Source organism: uncultured Candidatus Kuenenia sp. (genome assembly GCF_900696675.1).
Taxonomy (GTDB): Bacteria; Planctomycetota; Brocadiia; order Brocadiales; family Brocadiaceae; genus Kuenenia; species Kuenenia stuttgartiensis_A.
On record NZ_CAADGZ010000010.1, the window covers coordinates 1 to 17,315 of the forward strand.

A 17,315-nucleotide genomic window follows, 5' to 3' on the forward strand; every position below is an offset into this window, starting at 1 on the left:
CCGTGTGCGGGAAAATCGCATGCACGGTTTGACGAGGGGGGCAGATGATAAGTATATGGCGGAGATATGGTGGCACTGGCGGGAAACCAGCCAGCAAACAGAGAAAACAAACTTCTGCCTAAGTTCTAGTCGTCTGTTTCTACTCTACCGTTCATTAGCGGTTACTGATCTTTCCCGCGAAGAAATGAAGCGTCGAATCATTGAGCAGAAGGAAAAGGACTTTATCGCCCTGATTCTCAAAGCCTACAAGGCCGAGACGGTGGATAACTTCAGGTGCTTCCACGGCAAGAAGGCAGGGCGTATTGTCGCAGTGGGTCCGGTCAATCTGCCTGTCACCCGTTTGTTTGTGGAAGAAATCATCCTCGAATGCCGCGAAAAGCGCATCAGCCGTGTGGACATCCTTGCCTTTGAGTTTGAGATGGGTCTTTTCCCCAACATTCAGGAAGAAGCCAAGTCCAAGGGCATCGACCTTGCACTCAAATACATTCCCCGCGAGGTCTTTGATAAACGCGCCATCGAAAAAAATCAAATCGTCTTCCATGATGTTTCATATATCGAAGTCAAGCCTCATGTGAAAAAGAACAGCATCGCAGTTGAACTAACCGATTTTTCCGTATTCTACAATCAGGATGCGGTGAACAACGCCGCTGCTTCACTCGGCAACGGCAAGAACAAGATCGTTGTGGAATGCGGCAAGATCATTAAGGTTTCAAAAGACAAGGATGGCATCGTTACCCGCGATGTCCTCACTAAAAAATGGATGGACTGGATTGACTACTGGAGCGTGGATTTTAACTTCGAATCCAAGCGTGAGATTGTCCGCACAAAAAATGAAGCTACCGGAGAAATGGAGGAGGTGTGGACGGGCGACTTTATATTTGAAAACGAATGGCAATCGTTCCGCACAAAGAAAGACCGGTCGCTGGAACTAAAAACATCATTTCACGACTGCCAGCCCGGACGGTATAAAATTGCCGTCAAGGTGGTGGATATTTTCGGGAACGACACCATGAAGATTATTGATGTCAGCGTGGGGGGGGAAATAATAGGGAAGATCGAAATTAATTAGGGCGAATTTGCCATAATTAAAAGGCATGAAGGATATTAACATGACAAAAATCAATGTTTTAGACAAAGACAGCACAATTTATGTATAAAATGATGAGGATTATATCTGCCTGACGGATATGGCCAGGTACAAAGACCCTGATCCTACAGATTACATTATCCAGAATTGGCTTGCAGCCGTACAACGATTGAGTTTTTGGGAATTTGGGAAAAATTGAATAACCCGGAGTTTAAAACCCGTCGAATTCAACGGGTTTAGAAAGTTTGATCATAATTCCACAAACAGGAGATTGCAATGGCAGAGAAAATATCTGTACAGGGCAATGAAATTAGCATCATCTCAAGGGAGCAAGAGGATTATATTTCATTGACCGATATCGCCAAATATCGAAACAAACAAGAACCATTTGCGATTATCAATAATTGGATGCGAAATAGAAGCACGATTGAGTTCCTGGGTTTGTGGGAAAAGTTAAGCAATCTCGATTTTAAACCTCTCGAATTCGAGAGGTTTAAAAGTGAAGCCGGAAGTAATTACTTTGTTCTGTCGCCTCAAAGCAGGGCGAACGGCTCGTAAATCTGAATAAAATCGCCATTCAACAGATGAAACTCCTAGCCGATGACAGGGGTATTAAAAAACTCAAAGATATAGGAACCGCCAATGGACGCTAATGAACGCGAATGGAATAATGAATTACTTTTTAAAAATGAGGTTTTCAAGATAATTGGAGCGGGAATGGCTGTCTCGAATACGCTTGGATGCGGTTTTCTTGAGGCGGTATATCAAGAAGTTATGGAAATAGAATTGGAAGAAAATGGAATTCCTTTTGAACCGCAAAAAAGAATACAAATTTCATATAAAGACAGAATTTTAAAAAAAGAATATGTAGCTGATTTTTTATGTTTTGAGAAGATAATCGTTGAAATCAAGGCTATAAAAAAAATAACTGAAAATTGAAGAAGCTCAACTGCTTAACTATCTAAATGCAACAAAATTGCCGCTGGGACTAATTGTAAACTTCGGCGGTAAAAAACTTGAATGGAAAAGATATGCAAATACAAAAGGAACCGCTAATGAACGCTAATGAACGCGAATACGAATATTTTTTATTAGCGTCCATTCGCGTGTATTCGCGGTTAACCCGGAGAGATGATTAATGGCAATTCATCCTTCTTTCCCCACATCCCCATACGAAATACTCAATCCGGAATATCGCTGGTTTCCGGCGGATGAAACCTTGCGAGAGACAAGCTACGAAAAGCTGCTGCCGCCTCTCGTTTCCAAAATTCGCAAAGAAGTTAAAGCATGGCGAGACAATTATTATGAAGGGGCTTCGGCAACATCTAAAGCCCTGCTTTCGTGGTGGTTTCACACGGAGCATATACTTCCCGGGGCTGACGGGATGATGGTTGAATTCCGGTATTACTTTGCCCAGCGGGAAGCCATCGAGACCGTCATTTACCTCTACGAAGTCGCCAAGGTCAAAGATAAGTATGACCTGATCCGCTATGACTCCTCCGGTGCGGTATCGACCGGCATGTTCGATGAGGAATGGCTCCGCCTTGTGATAAAAATGGCGACCGGAAGCGGGAAGACCAAGGTTATGAGTCTCATAATAACATGGTGCTATTTCCATAAACTCTACGAAGCATATTCAAAACTTTCCACCAACTTTCTTGTCATTGCCCCAAACATCATTGTCCTTGACCGCCTGCGTGCCGACTTTGACGGCTTAAAAATCTTCTGGAATGATCCTCTGTTGCCCGACAACGGCTACGAAGGGCAGAACTGGCAGGATGATTTCCAGATGACCCTGCATATCCAGGATGATGTTTCTATTATTCGTAAATCAGGCAACCTCTTTCTGACCAACATTCACCGCGTCTATGCCGGAAATGATATTGAACCGAGTTTTGAAGACGAAAATCTTGAGGATTATTTTCTCGGCAAGCGTCCGTCCGGTAAAACTACCGATTCAAAGGTTGATCTTGGCGTGATTGTCCGCGAGATTGATGAGATTGTCGTTATTAATGATGAAGCTCATCATATACATGACTCGTCCATGACTCGCGGCTGGCGTGGTTTAAATCCATTGAAGATATCCATAACCGGCTCAAACAGAAAGGACATTTTCTTTCTCTGCAAATCGACGTCACCGCGACGCCGAAGCACAATAACGGCGCAATCTTCGTTCAAACCGTATGCGATTATCCGCTGGTTGAAGCGATTACCCAAAACGTGGTGAAACGTCCCGTACTTCCTGATTTGGCAAGCAGGACAAAGCTTGCCGAAGTGAAAAGCTCCCGTTACACGGAAAAATACGCCGATTATATTGCCCTCGGTGTTGAAGAATGGCGCAAGGTTTATTGTGAACATGAAAAGCTTGGCAAGAAGACTGTGCTGTTCGTCATGACCGACGACACTAAGAACTGCGACGATGTTGGCGAATACCTCGAAAGTACCTACCCGGAATTCAAGGATGCGGTACTGGTCATTCATACCAACAACAACGGTGAAGTGTCTGAATCCGATGCAAAGAAGAGTAAAGATGAGTTGGAGAAACTACGCGAGGCATCCAATCAGATAGACAGTTGGGAAAGTCCGTATAAAGTGATCGTTTCTGTTCTTATGCTCAAAGAAGGATGGGACGTCCGCAATGTGACAACCATCGTCGGGCTTCGTGCCTATGCCGCAAAAAGCAATATCCTCCCGGAACAGATTCTCGGCAGGGGTATTCGCCGGATGTATCCGGGCGAGGATACGATCGAATACGTCAGCGTGGTCGGCATCGAAGCGTTTATGGACTTCGTGGAATCTATCCGGAGTGAAGGCGTTGAACTGGAACGTAAACCGATGGGAAGCGGAACAGCCCCCAAAGCACCTATCATCATTGAGGTTGATAACGAAAATACCAAAAAAGACATTGACAAGCTGGATATTGAAATCCCTATCCTTTCACCGCGCATCTATCGTGAATACAAATGCCTTGAGGCCCTGGAGCCTTCTTCCTTCTGGGCTAAGAAAATCGTTTACCGGCAGTTTTCAGAGGAAGAAAAACGGGAAATAGTGTTCAAGGATATCACCACCGGGGAAATCAACCATACGACATTATTGGACTCCAGTGCGGTAACGGACTATCGGAGTGTCATCGGATATTTTACGCAAATCATCATGAAAGACCTGCGGCTTATTAGCGGATACGACGTTCTTTATGGCAAGGTAAAGGATTTTGTATCTCTGCACCTGTTCGATTCTATGGTTGATATTGACGACCTGAATACCCTCCGCAACCTTTCTGAACTTTCGGCAACCAAGACCATCATTGAGACCTTCACTAAGAAAATCAATGAATTGACAGTTCAGGACAAAGGAAGCGCGGAAATCCGGGATCATATAAAGCTCAGGCAGACTCGTCCGTTTGTTGTCAGGGAGCAGGGCTTTCTTGTTCCGCAGAAAAGTCTGTTCAACAAGATTATCGGAGATAGTCACCTTGAACTGCTTTTTGCTTCATTTCTCGAAAAATGTACCGACGTTATTTCCTATGCAAAGAATTATCTGGCAGTGCATTTCACAATTGACTATGTGAACGCGGGCGGCAACATTTCCAATTATTATCCTGATTTTATAGTGAAGGTGAGCGATAAGGACTTATTCATTGTTGAAACAAAAGGCATTGAAGACCCGGATGTTCCCCTGAAAATGGCTCGTTTGAAAAAATGGTGCGAAGATATCAACGCCTCACAAAATAAAGCACGCTTTGATTATGTATTCGTTGATGAGGAGGATTTCAAGAAATATAAACCGGATTCATTTTCAAGTCTTATAAAGAATTTCAGGAAATATAAAGATGACAAGGCCGGCTAATACCTACAATGTCCCCTTTTGTCATGGAAAAAGAATTTCCATTGAGGACGGCTGTATGATTGGAGAAAAAGGAACGGCAATTATTTATTGCAGTAACACTTTAGTATTTTGAAAAAATACCATGAAAAGCTCCGTTAGGAGCGGTATATTTGTAGATAAGCTTATTGCATAATGGTGTTCACTTCTGCAAATCATGAGGTACTATGGAAAATAGGACGGAGTCGTATATCGTGTCACGCACTACATGGCGATTTCGCAGAATGCCTTCCCTGACGGCGCCTGCCTTCTCCGCAACCCGCTGACTTGCCTTGTTTGGCACTGCCACGACTATTTCCAGGCGCGTGAATCCTATCGTTTCAAGTCCAAACCGGCTGAGGAGTTTTACGGTAGCGGTAGCTATGCCTTGTCCTGTACGGCTTGAACGAATCCAGTAACCAAGATTGGCAAAGTTGTGCTTCCGGTTTATTTGGTCAAGCACGCAACCACCAAGAAAGGTATTGTCTTTCGTATCAAATATGACAAAATCATATTCAATACCATCCGACCACATTTGGGCTCTGGTACTAAGCCATGATGTACAGTCAGACATTGAGTAGTCGGGATGGCACCATGGCGCCCACTTTATCATTTCCTCTATTGAATCTCTCACACCTTCGTAGATTACGGCAGCGTCTTTCAACTGGCAGGGGCGTATGATAATATTACCGTCGGTAAGTTCGAATTTCGATTTCATGTTATTTTGGCGTTGTTTATCAAAAGATTTTTTTGCTAAAGAGTCGCTAAGGGTGCAAGGAAATTGCCTTACGTTCAGTGTTTCACGGTAAACTCTTTGGTTGCGGTTCTACAGTTCTTAATGACGATTGTCAGTGTTTGAATAATTACAAAAAAACAGAAAATATTCAACTTAAATTGGAGTTAAGGCAACATCGGTTCTTTTCGGGGAATTCTTACAACATTTTGTATTATAATAAGATAAGTATAGATAATATTTGGGAAAATGGTTGAATATTTCTCAGCATTCCTTATAATAAAGTGCTCTTATGAAATGAGAAAATTAATGTTTTGTTTGCCGAGTATACTCTGCGAACATTGTGTATTAGTGCAATTTTGGCCTTGTCAAAAAGGAGTTTAAAATGGTTATGTTGGATTACAAAAAAGCCGACGTTAGTTCTAAGCAGGATTACAAAGTGGCGGATATCGGTCTTGCAGACTGGGGATATCGCGAGATTGCCCTGGCGGAAGCTGAGATGCCCGCCTTGATGAATCTCAGGAAAAAATATGAGAAAGAGCAGCCGCTTAAGGGTGCTAAAATCATCGGCTGTATCCACATGACAATCCAAACAGCCGTATTGATCAAAACGCTTCGCGCTCTCGGTGCTGAAGTTCGCTGGTCATCGTGTAATATTTTTTCCACACAAGACCATGCGGCCGCAGCTATTGCGGATTCCGGTATTGCCGTTTACGCATGGAAGGGTCAGACGGAAAAAGAGTATGAGTGGTGTATTGAGCAGACTATTCTGAAAGAAGGCAAGCCCTGGGATGCTAATATGTTGCTAGATGACGGCGGAGATCTTACTGCAATGGTTCATGAGAAATATCCTGAGATGCTTGAAAAAATACATGGCATTACAGAAGAGACGACTACCGGCGTTCACCGTTTGCACGAAATGTTAATAAAAGGGGCGCTTAAGGTTCCCGCGGTAAATGTCAATGACGCTGTAACCAAATCTAAAAATGATAATAAATATGGATGCCGCCACAGTTTAAATGATGCTATTAAACGTGGCACCGATATTCTTCTTTCCGGTAAAAAGGCGCTTGTTATTGGTTATGGTGATGTTGGCAAGGGTTCCGCCCAGAGTTTGCGGCAGGAAGGCATGATTGTGAGCATTTCTGAAATAGACCCCATATGTGGTATGCAGGCATGTATGGACGGATATGAGGTGGTTTCTCCTTACAAAGACGGAATAAATAATGGTTCTGCGGAAGGTATAAACAAACAATTGTTGGCCAAGACCGATCTGATTGTAACGACGACAGGCAATGTAAATGTATGCGACCGTCATATGCTGTCTGCTATTAAACGCGGGGCAGTCGTTTGTAATATTGGACATTTCGACCTTGAGATTGACACTAAATTTATGCGTGAAAACTGGCGGTGGGAAGAGGTGAAACCGCAGGTTCACCAGATATACAGATCCGATGACCCTGAAGATTATATTATTCTTCTTTCTGAAGGACGGCTTGTAAACCTTGGCAATGCTACAGGTCATCCCTCACGTGTTATGGATGGGTCATTCTCAAATCAAGTGCTTGCACAGATGTACCTCTATCGTGAGGCATGGGCAAGCAAACCCAAATCAGAGCGTAGCCCGGTGTATATTAAGGTTCTTCCAAAAAAACTGGATGAGGAGGTTGCCGCTGAAATGGTGAAAGGCTTTGGAGGAGTGATTACCCGTATGACCAAACAGCAGTCTGAATATATCAACACCCCTGTAGAAGGGCCGTTCAAACCGGATACGTACCGGTACTAACTTTTTTGATCTTAGCATCTTTGTGTGGATATTTTCAAAAAGCCAAATTACCGCTAAATTTCTAATTTGTTTGTAATATAAGCGGTTTTCCGCGTGGTGCAAATTATAAATTAATAAAAGAGAAATCACAGATTTTCCAGATTAGAAAAATCGTAAATCTGTGTGGATTTGTCCTGTGGGATAAACTCATTCCACAGGGCAGGCTTTGTTTATCAGACGGTCTGCGTTCCTCTTCATATCCAAGAGCCGAAAAACAAACAACGTGAACGAGTGAGCGATATTTTGGTGGGCGCCGCCCACCTTACCAGGGTTAATTTAAAGGAGCAAAATTATGTCGGTAACTGTGCGCATACCAACGCCTTTGAGAACCTTTACGGATGGAGTTGAGGAGGTAAAGGTAGAGGGAAAGAATATTGGCGAGATTATTAGCAATCTGGAAGCAAATTACAAAGGTATTAAAGAAAGGATTTGCGATGATTCCGGCCAGATAAGAAGGTTTATCAACTTTTATCTCAATGATGAGGATATCAGATTTCTCAATAATCTGGAAACACCGGTAAAAGACGGAGATTATATATCTGTAGTGCCAGCCATTGCCGGTGGCTGTCAGCTATAGCAATATTAGTGCAGGAACAGGGTAAAAGAGGCTGAGAATATTAATAATAGTTCAGCATATGCAGAATACATAAAGAATTATAATCTCATGCCCCTTTTTTAAGGATGATTTAGGGGGGTTACCATAAACACATATCCCTCTGTGTAAACCAGAATCAAACAAGGACGAAAAGGAGAAACCGGATTAAAATCAGTAATCGGCAGTCGCACAAGATTGCAGATATGAGATTGAGGATTTAGGATTTCACCATTAAATATTTTGCCAAAATTAGGGAATTAAAAGTGGTCGCTCAGTTCAGCATTGAATTTTTGGCTTCACATCAGAACCTCTTAGCAAATATTTTAAAAACGTCCTTGCTGATTTTAACGTCCTCTTTATTTCTCTTGGGTGTGTAATCATTTGTTTTAATTTGTAAAGAAGATAGCCAGGCCTTAGATAAAAAGACCGTCTTGCACCATCGCAGAACCTTACAAGATCATAGGATGATAATTCTTCCGTACTGATAACAGTATTATGCAAGCCTTCCGGCGTAAGCCACTCTGAGAAATTATCGGTAGTTATCAATCTTTTTTCCTTATACCATGTGTATGCTTCCGTTCCCGGATATACCATGACGGGATAAAATTGGGCAGTATCCGGATTCAGCCTTTTTGCAAGCTGTAGTGTTTCCTGAAGTGTTTCTTTTGTCTCGCCGGGAAGCCCTGCCATAAAGCAGCCATGTATTAACATCCCGGCTTTTTTTGCATTTGCCATGAAAGCCTCCATTTCCGCAAGACTCAGCTTTTTCTTCATGTTGTCAAGTACTTGCTGGCTTCCGCTTTCAAATCCGACGCAAAGTGACCGGCAGCCTGCCGTCTTCATTGTCCGCATTGTTTCGTAATCCAGACCAACCCTTGCATTTGCTGTCCATGAAATGTTCACTTTCTTTTGAATTATGCATTCTGCAAGTTCTTTACACCGTTTTTTATTAACAGTTAATGTATCATCCTCAAAAAAAACCGCCTTTGCCTGCGGGAAATTTTTTGTAATATATTCCATTTCCTCCACTACATTATTAATACTCCTTTGCCGAAAACCTCTGCCCATTAACGTTTGAGGATAAACACAAAAGGTACATGGGAAAGGGCATCCTCTGGAAGTGGTAATTGTGACCATTGGGTAGAGGGCGTTAGGATTAAAATAATTTTCTATACGGAGAAATTCTTTGTAAACCTTGCTTACGAAAGGCAATTCGTTGAGATTTTCAATATATGGCCTTCCCGGGTTGTGGATGATTTCATTGCCATTCCTATAGCTTATGCCACGAACGGTTTTCAGGTCGCCTTTTTCAGATAAAATTTTAGCGAGGTCATGCAGTGTGTAATCATATTCATTTCTGGCAACTGCATCAACGCTATTTTCTTTGTTAAGGACTTCCTCCGGAAGCGCTGATACGTGCGTTCCTACCAGTATTATGAAAGAAGACGGACAGGTTTCTTTTAATCTGCGGGCAACGGCAACGTCATTATCAATACTTGGCGTACTTGTATCAAGAACAATAAGGTTTGGCTGGAATGTGAGGGCTTTTTCAATAATGTCGCCAATGGAGAAATTATCTGCAGGTGCATCCACGAGGTTAACTTCAAACCCTTTTTCTTCCAAAACGCCTGTTGCATATGCCAGCCACAGGGGAAAATAGAGAGTGCCGCTTTTGGTTACTGCAGGACTCCGCTGTGGACGGGAAAATTTTTTTAAATATGGGGGATTGATAAGTAAGACTTTCACTGCATCTGCCTTTCTAAAAATTAAATTCTTTGTTGTTGTGTACCAACGAAACGAATAACATTTTCATAATTAAAGTTTTTACTTAATAGCGATTTACATTCTTTGTAAACATCATTTGCAGAAATGTTTTCCATGCAAATAGGATTTGCACACCCGATAAAAATATCATTTCCATAACACGGACTGCATTCTACACGGCTTTGAATATATCTGCAAAATGGCAATTGGGGTGAAAGTAATTTTGAATTGCTGGGACCAAAAATACACACTGTCGGGATAGTGAGTGCGTAAGAAATGTGGAAGGGAGCAGAGTCATTTGTAACAAAAAGCCGGCACAATTTCATTAAATATCCCGTTTCATTAAAAGAATATTGGCCGCTTAAATCAAAAATAGCATCATTAAGTTCATCTTTTAGTGTCGTGTTTATTTTACGATCATCCATCGATCCAAAAAGCAGAAATCCATAACCGTCTGCAGAAAGCAATTTTGCCAGTTCAATAAATTTTTTAGCACCCCATTGTTTTATCAATACCGTATCGCGGGGATTTTTCCCGCCGCCGCAAAAAAGTCCAATTACATTAGATTTGTATTTTTCGAGAAAAGTACTCAGATTTTCAGGAATGCATACTTCTTTTATCTGAAAATCGAGCTTAGTTCCATTGCATGGTATGCACAATGGCTCTAACAATGTATTATATGCTCTGGCGGCATAATCGTTTTGTAGCACTGAAGGACTGATTTTGTGGGTAATAAAACTGCTATTGCCGAATCCGACCCTCGTTGGCGCCCCTATTAACCATGAAAGAAAATGTATATATTTTGATGCGCTGAAAATAATGATAGCTTCAAATTTGTATTTTCTTAATTCTAGTATTAAAGGGATAATTTTATATAATTTTTTTCCAAAAAGTGCATCATCGTCTAATCGAAAAGTTTTTATAAGGTAAGGATTATTGTACAGCGCTTCTGACGACCACCTACCGGTAAGATAATAAATCTTATTTGCCGGGTTATTTTTGTAAATTGCATGTATTGCCGGAGTCGTAAGCAATACATCACCGAAAGCATGCGTCTTGATTAATAAAATATTACTACTCATCTGCTTTGCTGCCATTCATCATAACGTTTAATGGCAGCATCCCTAACCACTCGTCCTAAAACTATTCCTGCAGGTTTCCGGAGGAAACAGGAAAATATTATTCTATCGCCCACGTATCAGCCTTTCTCTTTAACAGTCTTTTTATTGAATCTCTCATGAAGTATAAAAAATTGACTATGTATTTGTGCTTCATTGTTTTTAGCATTGGTTTGGATACGAGTATCCACATGATCCGTCGTGGAATGGTACGGCAATAGAGATAAAAAAGAAAGTTAATATAACTCTTTTTTCGGGATTCAAATTGTCGTGTCATGTTGATGATAAGTCCTTTTTCCTGAGCCTTTTTTTGTAATTCGGTGCCAGGAAGAAAAATAAGGGAAAATACGTTCAGGTGATATGGTCTGGGAAATTTCTGAATCATATGCAGGGTTTCAATTAGGTCTTCTTCCTCTTCGAATGGATTATCAATAATAAAATCGTAGAAGGGCATTAATCTTCCCTTAAATTGGTGAATCAGTCCTACAGCATCCAAAACTTTGTCGGTAGAAGGGCCTCTTTTATACAGTTTTCTGGTTTTTTCGCTACCTGTTTGTATGCCAATTTGTAATTCATTCATGCCTGCATCAACAAGGATTTCCAGCTTCTTTTTATTGACATCGTGTGCATGGGCAAGACAGCGGAAAGGCAAACCGATTTCATTTCTATATAAAGCGGCATATTTTTCTAACTGGTCTTCTTTCAAAGCAAAAAAATTGTCGTCGCAAAACGTTATTGCCTGCATCCGTGGAAAGCGGAATTTCATTTCTTTCAGTTCACCAATTACGTTTTCTGCGGTGCGAAATCTCAAATACCCGCTATCCGAATAAAGGGCTTTAAAAGTGGAACAATAAGTACAGCTATACGGGCATCCTCGTGAAGAAAGGGTTTGATAAACGGTTTTCCCCGCTATTTTTAAATGCGCCTGCAATAATTCCCCGGTCATTTTGTGCATGGTTTTTCCATCCCACAGGTAATGTCCCTCCAAAGAATAATCGGGGTATGGCAATGAATCAAGATCTTCAATAATAGGGGCAAGCCTGTTTTTTTTGAAATTTCCGTCTTTGAAAAACCAAAATCCGTTCAAGTCGTAATAATTATCGTTTTTTGCCATGGCGTTTAAAAGATTTTTTATTGCAATTTCCGCTTCACCTATGCAGACAATATCAGCAAAGCCTGCCGCATCTTCCGGCCTGGCAGAGATATGCTTTCCTCCCCACATTATAGGCGCCCTTATTTTGTTTCGTATTGCTTCGGTAAGCGCCTTAACCGCATTGAAATGACAAGAGAAAAATGATATTCCCACAAAGAATGAATCATGGGTCATCTCTTTTATAGCATCCGATAATAAGCTTATAGAATGGGTATCCATCTGTTTTAAGATATGGGGCGTAAAAATAATTTCGGTGGAAAACCCTTCTTTTCTCAAAGATGATGAAAGGATTCTAATGCCATATGCCATTAAATCATCGTATGGTGCGATAAAGGTGACTTTTTTGTTCATGGTGAGAAAATACCTCCCGGTATATAGATATTAATCATAGTCAGACAATTAAGGTTTTCGAAAAATGAATAGTTGTAAATTTTAAATAAAATTCATTATTTTTATAGAGTAAGGAGTTTTTTCTAATTTAACCCCCCCAAATCCACTCCTAATAAATGGGGCTTCTTACTGTTAGATTTGTTATTTCTAACAATTTTTTATTTTACCAGGGCTTTGTCCTGATTGATAATCAATCAATCAATCAATCAATCAACAATAATACTACCGATGTGGGGTGGCTCGGTTTTGTTTTTATATAAATACCAGAGGTAGTGACTGGGATGTTCTTTGACGAACTGTTCCATTAAACTGCCAAACTTTAAGACGACAAGTTTTTCCGGTGTACCTTTATCATTGCCATCGTCGGGGATGATTTCATTGCCTATAATAATGCGGTGTTTACCGTTTTTTCCCCTTACCGTAAAAACAGGCAATATTGGGGACTTTGTTCTTTCTGCTATTTTTATAAGGGAGGGGGATAGACGTATCTTCCTTCCTAAAAAAGGTACTGAAATTCTATTAGGGTCCAAAATTCCATCAAGTGACATAACAAGTATTTCGTTATTTTGTAACACACGGTATATTTGCCTTGGAGTGCTTCCTATGTAAAAAAAATTGGCGGGCAGGCTTTTTTCACATTGATATTCAATTTGCATGGTTTTATTCTTTACCATCGACTTGTCTTTGCCGGTCAGATCGATAGGATTTGCGGCAACCTGCGTTATTTTATATCCTTTATACCCCAGGCAGGGGAGTATCATTTTATATGACCCAAAATGGCAAAGCGCAATTATCACGCCCTTACCTTTTTTCAAGGCGTTCTCTAAATGTTCCATACCGGTAATGGTGCAAAGTTCTTCGGCCTTCTTTTTATTTAATCTTGGGAATGACCATATTTCAAAGAGATCTTTTCTGAAATTACGAAGGGTTTCCAGGATGATTTCTTTCATTTCCGGGCTGGTAAATGTTCCTTTGCCAAATAACAATTCCAGCTCACCCTTCATGACTACAGCTTTTTCTCCATGTGACGTCAGCGCTGCAAGGCAGTTGGCAAGGCTATGTTTTAATTTTAAAGGCAAGTAAGGTATTGTGTATCGAAGGGTATATAAAAAAAACACCTTTGCCGCTTCAGAAAAATGAATAGTTCCTTTCATAAATATTTTATGATTAAAAGTTATTTTGAATAGGAGAGAATATATTTCTGTTAATAACTAAATTTGGTTAATTATTATTACTGTTTTAGATGTTTTTAGATGTTTGAATCTGCCGAAAGCCTCCTCGATTGTTTCTTTAGAAGTTTTATGTAGTTTTGCTGTTAAAAGGACAACATTTGCCGTTGCAGAGAGAAACAGGGTGTCGTTACAGGCAATAACAGGGTCGGCATCAATAATAATATGTTCATAGTCAAGATTGTTTAACTGTTCTGGCAGTCCATCGATCATGGCAATAGCCGGGATATCGGTAATTTCTTTCATAAGTAAAACATCAATGCCATAGATATCATTGCTTCTTATAAGGTCTTTAAGGGTTATTTTTTTATCCACCGGAAGAATATCTTTTCCCTGCAAATGCCAATCATCTGTTGAAGAAATATTAAGTAAGAGGGTTTTTTTGCCGGAAACGGTTAATTCTCTTGCCACCAGAAGAGCGAGTGTAGATGTCCCTACTTCTTCCTCCGCTCCGGTGAAAAGAATTGATCGTGCAATTGTCTCGCCTGAAACTACCTTTATGCCGGAAATAATGTTCCAGACGGAACGTCTGATGGTGTTGTTTTTCAATACTTTTCTGACAAAATTCCGCTGTTTAAGCAATAACAGTTCATCTCTTAATGTAGGGAAATAACGAAGCAGTCTTTTCGGGATAATGTTGAAGCCAAATATCTTTTTATACCTTGGCAAACCATAGAGCAGATTTCCCTGAAAGGCCTTTTGTGCTTCTGCAAGCGTTTTTATAGATTTGTCGACAGATTCTTCCAGAAGGATTATTGAAAATGCTATGATAGTACTAAGAAACATGGAGATAGCTAAAAATTTTACCCTGTTCGGAAAATAAGGAGAAGAAATTGTTGATGCATCTGCGTAATTAAGGACGGCCAAGTTTGAAGGGCTCATGTTTAGCAATATTTCGGCGTCTGAAATGCCCTTTGTCAAGTTTGTGTACTCGGTATTTAAAGAAGATTGCTGACGTTCTATTTTATTAAACAATAGTTCTATTTTCTTTACATTGAGCATTTTTTTGTAAATGATATCGGTTATATTAAGCAGTATCGCGTCAGTTATTTTATAAATTTCCAGGTTTATTTTTGTATCATAATAACGTTTTTCCAATTCAGCATAATACGAGTTTCTGGAAAAATTTTCGTCTCCCAAAATTCGTTCTATTTCTTTATGTATTGCCTTTTTATATTCTGCTATTTGCATTCTGGACGCAACAATATCGGGGTGTGCTTCGGTAAAGTCAACCTTCAGTTTAGCAATAGTCGTTTCAAGTGTTACGATTTCCTGTTTATATGTTTCTAATGTAGGATTTCTTTCGATAGCCTTGCTGGATAAATATAGTTCCGGAATTAATGTAATAGTTTTGGTTACCTCTTCTAACACCTTTTTCTCTTCTTCCATTGTTTTAGTATTTTGATGAACCAGGTCAAGATAGCTGTAATATTGCTTGAGTCCCTCTTCTATTTCCATGGTGACATCAATAATTCCGTATTTTTTCCTGTATCTGTACAACCTTCTTTCCAGTTTTCTTAATTCTTTATTTACGTACGCTAGCCGCACTTTCATTGCTTTTTGTGCCAATCTTGCCTCGTCTTTGAAAATATCCGCATAAAGTATCATAAACGCGTCAACCGCAGCATTCGCAACATTCCCTGCCCGTTCAGGAGTGGAGGAGTATCCAGATACTTCTATAACGTCACCGCTTTCTACTACGTCAACACTAATCCCTTCCCTGCTGAAAAAAAGATTAAATTCACTTCCGATGATAAATTTATCAGGATCAACCAACCGTTCCTTTTCATCGGTAATATGCAAGGTTGAAATAATCCTTTTCATGGATTTAGGATTTTTTAGCATTGCAAAGAATGTGTTATCCAGTTTATTTTTGTCAGAATATTCGAACTTGCTAATGTTTGTTGGTAATGCAAGATATTGCGTTTGTGTTGCATTTGTATGCATCCAGAGCTGCGAAGAGGCCTTGTATACCGATCGGAAAGAAAGGGATAACAATAGTGGCAGTAATGTGAAGGCGAGCACAATAACGATAATAATTTTCTTTCTTCTGGAGATAACATCAAGAAATTGTTTTAAGAGCGACATTTTAGGGTATCCAATCTTTCGTTTTCTAATCTTTTATTGTTTTCACGGTCAATTACAATTGCCATGGCATGTCCGATTCCTAAATAAAACCATAAGGGCAAAAAGGTATGGGAAAAAGAGGTGACTGCATTAAGCAGTAATGTTGCTAAGCCTGAAATGTAAATTTGCATCCATTTTTTGTATTCGGATGAAATACAGGCAAGGTATGCATGGATAAACCTCTTGCAAGAGAGTACCAAAAACCAAAGCCACAATAACACGCCAGGTAATCCATACTCTGCAAATATATGAACATAGAGATTGTCAAAACTGATTTCCGGGTCGAGATACGAAAAAAATCCGCCAGATCCATCACCTAAACCATAATGGTCCTTTATAGAAAGAATACCTTTCTTCCAGCGTTTTATCCTCGAACCGAGAGATGATGATTCATCGGTAGTTTCTGTTGACGTTTTAGAGGTGTAATCCAATGCCTTCGCAAAATCATTGGTAGGGATTCTTGATAGAAAAAATCCAATTATGATAAGAGAAAAAATAAGCGTCCATACAATGATAATACGCTTGTTGACCGAGGCATTTAAAAGGGAAAAGATATAAAGTCCGCATAGTAATGAAAGTAACGGCCCTTTGCTAAGTGTCGTTAATAGCGCTACAAACATAGAGAGCGCTGCGATTGACAGGAATACCCTGGTGATTTTGTTTCCCGTGTAAATAAATCCGAGCAACAACATGAGCGATAATGAAAGGTAGTATGCGGTGGCAAGTGGATGCATGAATCCTTGTCCGCGTAACATTTGTTCAGGATTGAATACAAAACGAACCAGATGTTCATTATAATGATACAATATATCTTCTATTGTTTTATTCGATAGGAGAGAATAGTAACAAACAATGCTGCTGACAAAACCCATACCAACAAAAAAGGCGATTGCTATTTTAATTTTTAGAAAACTGTTTAATGTTACTATGGTCAGGAAAAAGAAGCATATGGCGATAAAAAACATTGCCATATAGTATATTCCCATTGTTTTTTCAGTGCTCCAGAGAATGGAAATTATTCCCCATAGATATAATAATATCAGCGGGAGATATCTTTTGATCTGAAAGTCTTCAGTTGAAATCCTTAAACCGCGCGATATAAACCAACAGAGTAAGCAATAAAGTATGAACGGTTCTGAAATAGTGAAAAATGTTCGATAATCGCCCCAGAGCCTGATTTCAATGCTGATATAAGAAGTAAGGAGTATCGCAAAAAGATACGGAATATGCGGCTTCAAAATAGAAATGGTTGCCACGGAAGTAATGCCGAGCAGGATGAGGGTTGCCAGGGGGTTGATAAATGCTGTGGAAGATATTGCCATGCCAAAAGGGATAACAATAATCCATCGGTAGATGTTTAGTTTTTTATTGTGCGTAAGAGAATAATTCATCTATGGTTTATGGTGCAGGATACATCATCCCGGCCGTTTTTT

The 17,315-nt window shown here is 40.1% G+C and carries 14 protein-coding genes; 7 read left to right on the plus strand and 7 right to left on the minus strand.

What is annotated here, in order from left to right; translation table 11 throughout:
* The 5 genes from QZT26_RS03105 to QZT26_RS03125 form a co-directional block, all read left to right on the plus strand.
* Window positions 1–1,069: hypothetical protein (locus QZT26_RS03105; protein WP_295100552.1), on the plus strand; the 1,069-nt coding region annotated here is incomplete at its 5' end.
* A gap of 294 nt (window positions 1,070–1,363) precedes the next feature.
* Window positions 1,364–1,645, plus strand: coding sequence for a KilA-N domain-containing protein (locus QZT26_RS03110; protein WP_197705225.1), 282 nt, complete (start codon window positions 1,364–1,366; stop codon window positions 1,643–1,645).
* A gap of 84 nt (window positions 1,646–1,729) precedes the next feature.
* A complete protein-coding gene (locus QZT26_RS03115; RefSeq protein WP_230405687.1) occupies window positions 1,730–2,026 on the plus strand; it encodes a GxxExxY protein in 297 nt (98 codons plus the stop codon).
* A 280-nt stretch (window positions 2,027–2,306) separates the two neighbouring features.
* The gene (locus QZT26_RS03120) at window positions 2,307–3,314 is read left to right on the plus strand and encodes a DEAD/DEAH box helicase family protein (protein WP_295100556.1); all 1,008 of its coding nucleotides are present in this window, start codon (window positions 2,307–2,309) and stop codon (window positions 3,312–3,314) included.
* Window positions 3,308–4,933, plus strand: coding sequence for a hypothetical protein (locus tag QZT26_RS03125; protein WP_295100558.1), 1,626 nt, complete (start codon window positions 3,308–3,310; stop codon window positions 4,931–4,933). Before QZT26_RS03120 ends, QZT26_RS03125 begins: the two co-directional genes overlap by 7 nt.
* Before the next feature lie 178 nt (window positions 4,934–5,111).
* Here QZT26_RS03125 and QZT26_RS03130 read toward each other — a convergent pair whose 3' ends face one another.
* Window positions 5,112–5,666 (minus strand): GNAT family protein, encoded by a 555-nt coding sequence (locus QZT26_RS03130; protein ID WP_099326222.1) that lies wholly within the window; start codon window positions 5,664–5,666, stop codon window positions 5,112–5,114.
* Window positions 5,667–6,066: 400 nt separating this feature from the next.
* On the opposite strand from QZT26_RS03130, the gene ahcY reads away from it, so the two are divergent.
* Both ahcY and QZT26_RS03140 read left to right on the plus strand, forming a co-directional pair.
* Window positions 6,067–7,467 carry an adenosylhomocysteinase gene (gene ahcY, locus QZT26_RS03135; RefSeq protein WP_295100563.1) on the plus strand — a complete coding sequence of 467 codons (1,401 nt, stop codon included), beginning with the start codon at window positions 6,067–6,069 and terminating at the stop codon, window positions 7,465–7,467.
* Window positions 7,468–7,798: 331 nt separating this feature from the next.
* On the plus strand, window positions 7,799–8,083 hold the full coding sequence (locus QZT26_RS03140) for a MoaD/ThiS family protein (RefSeq protein ID WP_099326224.1): 285 nt from the start codon (window positions 7,799–7,801) through the stop codon (window positions 8,081–8,083).
* A gap of 294 nt (window positions 8,084–8,377) precedes the next feature.
* Here the strand turns inward: QZT26_RS03140 and QZT26_RS03145 are convergent, their stop codons facing one another.
* The 6 genes from QZT26_RS03145 to QZT26_RS03170 all read right to left on the minus strand — a co-directional run bounded on the left by QZT26_RS03145 (window position 8,378) and on the right by QZT26_RS03170 (window position 17,273).
* The gene (locus tag QZT26_RS03145) at window positions 8,378–9,847 is read right to left on the minus strand and encodes a radical SAM protein (RefSeq protein WP_295100564.1); all 1,470 of its coding nucleotides are present in this window, start codon (window positions 9,845–9,847) and stop codon (window positions 8,378–8,380) included.
* 20 nt (window positions 9,848–9,867) lie between these two features.
* Window positions 9,868–10,947: a glycosyltransferase family 9 protein gene (locus QZT26_RS03150; protein WP_295100566.1), complete on the minus strand. Its 1,080-nt coding sequence runs from the start codon at window positions 10,945–10,947 to the stop codon at window positions 9,868–9,870.
* A 97-nt stretch (window positions 10,948–11,044) separates the two neighbouring features.
* Window positions 11,045–12,487 (minus strand): radical SAM protein, encoded by a 1,443-nt coding sequence (locus QZT26_RS03155; protein ID WP_295100569.1) that lies wholly within the window; start codon window positions 12,485–12,487, stop codon window positions 11,045–11,047.
* A 245-nt stretch (window positions 12,488–12,732) separates the two neighbouring features.
* The gene (locus tag QZT26_RS03160; RefSeq protein WP_099326228.1) at window positions 12,733–13,680 is read right to left on the minus strand and encodes a lysophospholipid acyltransferase family protein; all 948 of its coding nucleotides are present in this window, start codon (window positions 13,678–13,680) and stop codon (window positions 12,733–12,735) included.
* Window positions 13,681–13,737: 57 nt separating this feature from the next.
* A complete protein-coding gene (locus tag QZT26_RS03165; RefSeq protein WP_295100572.1) occupies window positions 13,738–15,843 on the minus strand; it encodes a hypothetical protein in 2,106 nt (701 codons plus the stop codon).
* Window positions 15,831–17,273, minus strand: a complete 1,443-nt coding sequence (locus QZT26_RS03170; protein WP_295100574.1) for an O-antigen ligase family protein — start codon at window positions 17,271–17,273, stop codon at window positions 15,831–15,833. The genes QZT26_RS03165 and QZT26_RS03170 overlap by 13 nt, the downstream gene beginning before the upstream one ends.
* Window positions 17,274–17,315: the final 42 nt, after the last annotated feature.

Excerpts from the sequence above, each read along its gene's own strand:
- QZT26_RS03110 (WP_197705225.1), top strand. The coding sequence starts at position 1,364 with ATGGCAGAGAAAATATCTGTACAGGGCAATGAAATTAGCATCATCTCA.
- QZT26_RS03115 (WP_230405687.1), top strand. The coding sequence starts at position 1,730 with ATGGACGCTAATGAACGCGAATGGAATAATGAATTACTTTTTAAAAAT.
- QZT26_RS03130 (WP_099326222.1), bottom strand. The coding sequence starts at position 5,666 with ATGAAATCGAAATTCGAACTTACCGACGGTAATATTATCATACGCCCC.
- ahcY (WP_295100563.1), top strand. The coding sequence starts at position 6,067 with ATGGTTATGTTGGATTACAAAAAAGCCGACGTTAGTTCTAAGCAGGAT.
- QZT26_RS03140 (WP_099326224.1), top strand. The coding sequence starts at position 7,799 with ATGTCGGTAACTGTGCGCATACCAACGCCTTTGAGAACCTTTACGGAT.
- QZT26_RS03150 (WP_295100566.1), bottom strand. The coding sequence starts at position 10,947 with ATGAGTAGTAATATTTTATTAATCAAGACGCATGCTTTCGGTGATGTA.
- QZT26_RS03155 (WP_295100569.1), bottom strand. The coding sequence starts at position 12,487 with ATGAACAAAAAAGTCACCTTTATCGCACCATACGATGATTTAATGGCA.
- QZT26_RS03160 (WP_099326228.1), bottom strand. The coding sequence starts at position 13,680 with ATGAAAGGAACTATTCATTTTTCTGAAGCGGCAAAGGTGTTTTTTTTA.
- QZT26_RS03165 (WP_295100572.1), bottom strand. The coding sequence starts at position 15,843 with ATGTCGCTCTTAAAACAATTTCTTGATGTTATCTCCAGAAGAAAGAAA.
- QZT26_RS03170 (WP_295100574.1), bottom strand. The coding sequence starts at position 17,273 with ATGAATTATTCTCTTACGCACAATAAAAAACTAAACATCTACCGATGG.